Raw genomic sequence first — 218 nt, forward strand, 5'->3', positions numbered from 1 at the left:
CTGTTGATGAAGAGGAATTATTAAAAACACTGCAATCTGTCGGACAGAAATTAAAGGTTGCAACTGCTGGCAGCCAGACAAAAGACTCAACTACCATGCTGGATAATACATTATGGGGCTTTCTGACAGGGGAAGTTAGCCAGCATGATTGCTTGGAAAGATTAGCATTGTATAACATTGAATTTAATAAGCCGTTTTATAATGTTTCTATCTTAAAT

General features: G+C 36.7%; 1 protein-coding gene. It reads left to right on the forward strand.

Annotated elements, in window-relative coordinates:
* On the forward strand, nt 1–218 hold a 218-nt coding region (locus EOC06_RS40710), incomplete at both ends, for a hypothetical protein (RefSeq protein WP_164899135.1).

Origin of the sequence: Mesorhizobium sp. M7A.F.Ca.MR.362.00.0.0, assembly GCF_004023175.1 — a bacterium.
Classification (GTDB): Bacteria; Pseudomonadota; Alphaproteobacteria; order Rhizobiales; family Rhizobiaceae; genus Mesorhizobium.